The organism is Fructobacillus ficulneus (assembly GCF_001047075.2).
GTDB lineage: Bacteria > Bacillota > Bacilli > Lactobacillales > Lactobacillaceae > Fructobacillus > Fructobacillus ficulneus.
Genome location: NZ_DF968005.1, coordinates 308,962 through 314,778 on the forward strand (window position 1 = coordinate 308,962; position 5,817 = coordinate 314,778).

Here is a 5,817-nt window from a genome sequence, read left to right on the forward strand (position 1 = left end):
TAGTCAAAAGACAGCCGCTTCAACCACAGCTGCGACGGCAGTGAACACGGTTAAGAGTGTCATCAGCAATGACTCCACTTTGACAAGTGCTGAAAATGCTACGCTGACTGGTATGGTGAACCAGGCCAATACAGCCTTTGCCAATGCCTTGTCAGCCGCAACTACCGCTGATGCCATTAACCAAGCTTTGACGGACTTGAATGCTGCCTTGGCTCAAACAACGAACCAAGACACGCAGTACAACTTCGCTCACCAGTTGCAAACTGCAGCGGACCAGACAAAGGCGGCCATCCAAGCAGACCCAACTTTGTCGGCCCAAGAAGAAAACAAGCAACTTGGGGATGTCGACCAACACCTTAGTGACGGTTTGAAAGCCGTTAATGGGGTTAGTGTGACCGACCCTCAGGCGCAAACACTCTTGAATCAGGCCTTGTCAACCTACAAGCCTTTGATTACGGGTAGTCATGTCGCAAGTAAGAGCGTGGCTGACCGTCAAGCTGGTTGGCAACAAGCGCTAAATGATGAAGCTGATACTGTTAATAAAGCCATTGATGCTGATTCAAACTTGACTGGAACGGACAAGGAAAATCAAAAGGCAGCAGTCACGGCTGCTTTGAATAATGCCTTAAACCAGTTACCTGGCGTACAAACAGCCCAGGATGGAGATAAAATCCAAGCTGACGGTATCAAGGCCATTGATGACAGTCACAAGGCTGGTCAAAGTGTTTCTGACCGGAAGACGGCTGCTAATACGACCATTGATGCCAATACGGCGGCTGAAGAACAGGCTATTAATGATAATAGTCAGTACTTGACGCCAGACCAAAAGACGGCTTTGCTGAACCAACTTAGCACCGCTAAGCAGGCAGCCATTACCGCCCTTGGTCGAGCAACGGATGCTGATAGCATTAATACGGCCATGAGTACGCTAGCGACCCAGGTTGCAGTTGTTGATTTGCAATTAGGTCGAGAAGCAGGTCAATTCCAGTTAGATGCGAAGAACGCTCAAGTTAAAGATGACATTAATGGGGATGCGACCCTCTTGGCAGATGCTAAGCAAAGCCAGTTAGCTAACTTGCAAACGGCTTATAGTAATGCATCGAGTGCCGTTCAGTCTGCTACAACTGGTGATTTGGCCCGTTCGGCAACTTCAGCTGGGTTGACTAACATGGATACTGCCCACCAGAAGGGTCAAGACCTTGATACGCAAAAGCAAGGATTTGTCACTAGCGTGCAGAACGCTGATAAAAACTTGATTGCCTTGATTAATGCTGACCCAACGCTGTTATCAGCCGATAAGCAGAATCAGAAAAACAAGATTACGCAAAATGAAACAACGGTCGTTAATAGTATTAATGCCGCAACAACTGCCATTGCTGCCCAAAAGGCCGCGACCGATGGTATTGCTACTAATACGACTTACTACCAGCCTGGAACACCTTTGGCTGACCAAATTAGTCAGTTTAAGGCCCAAGTCACGGCAACTTCAGCCACGACCCAAGCAGCGATTAATGATGCGGCTAATAAGGGACAGATTACGGCTAGTCAACTAGCTGATTTGAACCGCCAGTTATCATTGGCTACTTTGGTGGCTAATTCGTCAGCAACCAATTCATTGAATGCCGACCAATTAAGTCAAGCTAAGCAGTACTTTGCTAGTGATCAAACCTATGTGAACTACAACTTGGCGACGAATGTGGCCAACTATCAGATTAACCAGGCTTTGACGACCACGAGTCAAAATATTGCTAATGATCCAACCTTGAGTGCTAGTGAAAAGGCAACCCAGACTGCTAATGCGACTGCTGCTAAAAATGCCGCTGTGCGTAAGTTGTCTTCAGCAGCCAGTGCTGACCAGGTTTACCAATTGGCACAAACTGGGGTTGATGCGGTTAACGGCAATCACACCGCTGGTAAGACGGTTGCTGAACGAATGGCAGATTACGTTAGCCAAATTGACGCAGCCGCTAACCAGCAAAAGGCAACAGTTGCCAACGATGGTACGACCTCCGCTGCTGGTAAGCAGATTTTGACAGAAACAATCACGGACTTCCGTAATTGGTTTGTGAGCCAATTGGGGACTGCCCAAGACGTTGTGACTGCCGATGCGATGGTCCAACAGGATTTGGCTTCCTTCGGTGTTGGTCAAACAGACGATACTCAAATGGGTCAGGCAAAAGTTCAGCTCTTTAATACCATGATGACGACGTTGCGTGGGGCCGACCAAACGATTTATGGTTATGCCAACTTGACTGCTGATCAAAAGGCAGGCTTCATGGCACAGGTGTCAACACTCCGTGACAATACCAAGGCTGCTGCTTTGACCAGTCCGTCACTCGAATATACCGCTGGTTTGTTGCAGAACTTCATTGCGACTGTCCCAACGATTACCTTGAAGGCGGACCAAGCAGACGCAGTGAACCAATTGCAGCAGAAGTTAACCTCTGTTGAAGGCGACATCGCTGCTGATACTTCATTGACGACTGACCAAATTAACGGCCAGACTCAAGATGCAAAGACTGCCTATGGTAAAGCAGTTGATAACGTTAATAGTGCAACTTCGACTGACCTTGTGGCGCAAAACTTGGCTTCGGGTAAGGACCAAATTGGGGCTGCCCACAAGCCTCAAACAGCTATTCAAGGTGAGGGTGGTCGTGTCGACCAGTTCAAGGGCAACCATCACCGCTGCCGTTAACGGTATGCGTGATCGATTGATTGCTGAATTGAAGACAGCCACGACAGTGGTTGATGCTGAGACGATGGTCAGCGATGACCAAAATGCCTTTGCCCTCGGCCAGGGAACTGGTTCTGATATCAGTCAGGCTAAGAGCCAGTGGGTTAACCGTTTGTACAGTACTTTGACTAGTGCCGACCAAACAATTAACGGCTACCATAACTTGACGGCTGACCAACTCAGCGAACGGTTGAATGCTTTGCAAACTGCCGTGACAACAGCTAATGACCAAGTCCAAGGAACGACGACTTGGTCGGCAACGACTGATATCTTGACGAACTTCGTGAACACAACCGTGCCAGCCATCACATTGAAGGCTGACCAAGAAGACGCTGTTAACCAGTTGCAAGCTACCTTGGCAACGACTAAGGCTACTATCGAAGCTGACCCAACTTTGTCAACGGATGATAAGAAGAATCAAAATGCCGCAGCCGATGCTGCCTTTAAGACGGCACAAGATCAGGTCAACGACGTTTCAACCACTACTACCACTGATGTCGCTGACAAATTAAAGACTGGTAATGACAACATTACAGGAACTCACAAGTCACTGACACCAATCAATGGTAAGGGTGGTCGAGTTGACCAGTTCAAGGGCGACATTACTAACGCCTCTGATCCGGTTCGTCAACAAGTTGAAGCTGCTAGCCAAGCCGGTACGATTACCGCTGATCAAAAGCAAAGTCTCGACCAAGCAATTGACCAAGCAGTCGCAACGGCTCAGGCAGCTGCCGATAAGGCCCAGAACGCCGATGACATTAACAATGCTCAAGCGGTGTTGGATGTTGATTTGACCAAGGTCCAATACGACCTTGCAACGGATATCGAAAACCACAACATCAAGGTTGCCCAAGCAAATACCTTGCAAGCAATTGCCGACGACAAGACCTTAAGTGGTCAAGAAAAGGCCGACCAAACGGCCAAAGTCAACCAAGCAGTGACGGATAGTGCCAAGACTTTGTCTGATGCTACAACACCTGCAGCAGTGACAAGCGCTGGCCAAGGAATTGTTGCACAAATCAACGGCCTCCACACGACCAGCACGCCCGTCTCTGACCGCTTGCCTGCCTTCATCAAGCAAGTGACAGAAGCAGCTCAGGCTTTGGTTGCCCAAGCCAAGGCACAGGGTGCCTTGTCACAAACAGGTTTGGCAACGATGACCGCAGCCATTAATGGTATGCGTGATCGGATGATTGCCGAATTGAAGACTGCCGACAGTGTTGTCGGAGCAGAGACAATGGTTAGCGATGACCAAAATGCTCTTGGTCTCGGTCAAGGTAACGAAAGTGCCTTGAGTCAGGCTAAGAGTCAGTGGGTTAACCGTTTGTACAGTACTTTGACGAGTGCTGACCAAACGCTTAACGGTTACCACTACTTGACGACTGACCAGTTGAACGACCGCTTGAATGATTTGCAAGCTGCTGTGACATCAGCCAATGCGCAAGTTCAAGCAACGAACAACTGGACGGATACGGCAAACATCTTGCAGACCTTCGTCAATACGACAGTCCCAGCCATTACTTTGCAGGCTGATAAGGAAGATGCCGTTAACCAGATGAAGGACACCTTGGCAACAACTAAGTCGGCTATCGAAGCTGACCCAACCTTGTCAACGGCTGATAAGAACAGCCAAAGTGCTAATGCCGATGGTGCCTTTACGGCAGCAGAAGGCAAGGTTAATACCGCCACAACCACTAGTGATGTTGCGGACCAAATGAAGACCGGTAATGACAACATTACCAAGACTCACCAGGCACAAACACCAATCACTGGTAAGGGCGGTCGGGTTGACCAATTCAAGGGAAACATTACTGATAGTTCTGCTGCAGTTCGTGCTCAAGTTACAGCTGCTAGCCAGGCCGGCACAATTACTGCCGACCAGCAAGACAGCTTGAACCAAGCTATTGATCAAGCTGTCGCAACGGCGCAAGCCGCTGCCGACAAGGCCCAGAATGCCGATGACATTAACACTGCCAAGGCGACTCTTGACCAAAGCTTGACCAAGGTTCAAACAGACCTCGCCAAGGATGTTGAAAGTCACAATATCAAGGCCGCTCAGGCAGCTGCCTTGCAGACAATCGCCGATGATAAGACCCTTAGTGGTCAAGAAAAGGCCGACCAAAGCGCTGCAGTTAATAAGTTAGCTGATGATGGTCAAAGTGCTTTGACCAGTGAGTCAACGGCTGATGCAGTAACTGCAAACGGTCAAAAGACCGTTGATGCAATCAAGAATCTTCCAAAGAACGGTCAGCCGGTTTCCGACCGCTTACCAAACTTTGAAGACCAGATTCGTGCTGCTGCCCAAGGATTAGTAGCTAAGGCTACTTCCCACACAGATCTTTCACAGACTGGTTTGGCCACCGTGACTTCTGCCATTAATGGTATGCGGGACCGGTTGATTGCCGAATTGAAGACTGCTGATAGCGTGGTGGCAGCTGAGACGATGGTTAGCGATGACCAAAACGCCTTTGCCCTTGGCCAGGGAACCGGTTCTGATTTGAGCCAGGCCAAGAGTCAGTGGGTTAACCGTTTGTACATTACCTTAATTGGTGCTGACCAAACGCTTAACGGTTACCACAACTTGACGACTGACCAATTGAACGAACGGTTAGCTGCCTTGCAAACTGCAGTAACGGAAACGAACACTGCAGTTCAGGCAACTAACAACTGGGCTGATACGGTCAACTTATTGAAGACCTTTGTGGATTCAACAGTGCCAGCCATCACTTTGAAGGCTGACCAAGAAGACGCAGTTAACCAGTTGAAGGCAACCTTAACGACAACTAAGTCCGCTATCGAAGCCGACCCAACTTTGTCAACAGCCGATAAGGATAGTCAGAGTACTGCTGCCGATGGTGCCTTTACGACAGCAGAAGGCAAGGTTAATGACGCCACAACCACTGATGATGTTGCGGGTGAAATGAAGATTGGTAATGACAACATTACTAAGACTCACAAGCCACAAACACCAATCAATGGCGAAGGTGGTCGTGTTGACCAGTTCAAGGGAGCCATCACCAACGAATCTGACAAGGTTCGTGCCCAAGTTGAGGCGGCTAGCCAAGCCGGTACGATTACCGCTG

At 49.0% G+C, this 5,817-nt stretch carries 2 protein-coding genes; both read left to right on the top strand.

Going from position 1 to position 5,817, the window contains the following annotated elements; translation table 11 throughout:
- The coding region (locus AOQ29_RS06130; protein ID WP_114675003.1) for a DUF1542 domain-containing protein at nt 1-2,695 on the top strand (2,695 nt) is incomplete at its 5' end.
- Nucleotides 2,655-5,817, top strand: a 3,163-nt coding sequence (locus AOQ29_RS06135; RefSeq protein ID WP_158530761.1) for a DUF1542 domain-containing protein, incomplete at its 3' end; no start/stop codon positions are given. The genes AOQ29_RS06130 and AOQ29_RS06135, both read left to right, overlap by 41 nt.